Origin of the sequence: Beijerinckia sp. L45, from assembly GCF_009765775.1 — a bacterium.
Taxonomy (GTDB): domain Bacteria; phylum Pseudomonadota; class Alphaproteobacteria; order Rhizobiales; family Beijerinckiaceae; genus RH-AL1.
In genome coordinates, this window is sequence record NZ_LMUU01000259.1 from 134,011 (window position 1) to 134,347 (window position 337).

Here is a 337-nt window from a genome sequence, read left to right on the forward strand (position 1 = left end):
CGACATCGTCGGCGGCATCCAGTTCTCGTTCGACGTCCCGGGCTTCCTCACCGTCGCCGTGCAGGGCTATCACGAGTGGAACCACAACGGCCTGGCCCAGGTCGGCAACCCGCTCGGCATCCCGCCCGCCTTCAATTCCGACTTCAACCCCTATACCGGCACCGTGAGCTTCCGCACGACGCCGGAATTCGAAGTCACCTACCTGCAGCCGCTGACCTTTACCAACCTGCCGCTGTCGATCAGCGGCTTCGCCAACGTCGTGATGCCCAAGGGCAAGGACGGTTTCGGCAACAACACCCGCACCGAAATCCTCACCGCCAACCGCCTGACGCTCGAT

The 337-nt window shown here is 63.5% G+C and carries 1 pseudogene; it reads left to right on the forward strand.

Going from position 1 to position 337, the window contains the following annotated elements:
• Nucleotides 1-337, forward strand: a pseudogene (locus GSQ79_RS29190) (hypothetical protein); the annotation flags it as partial.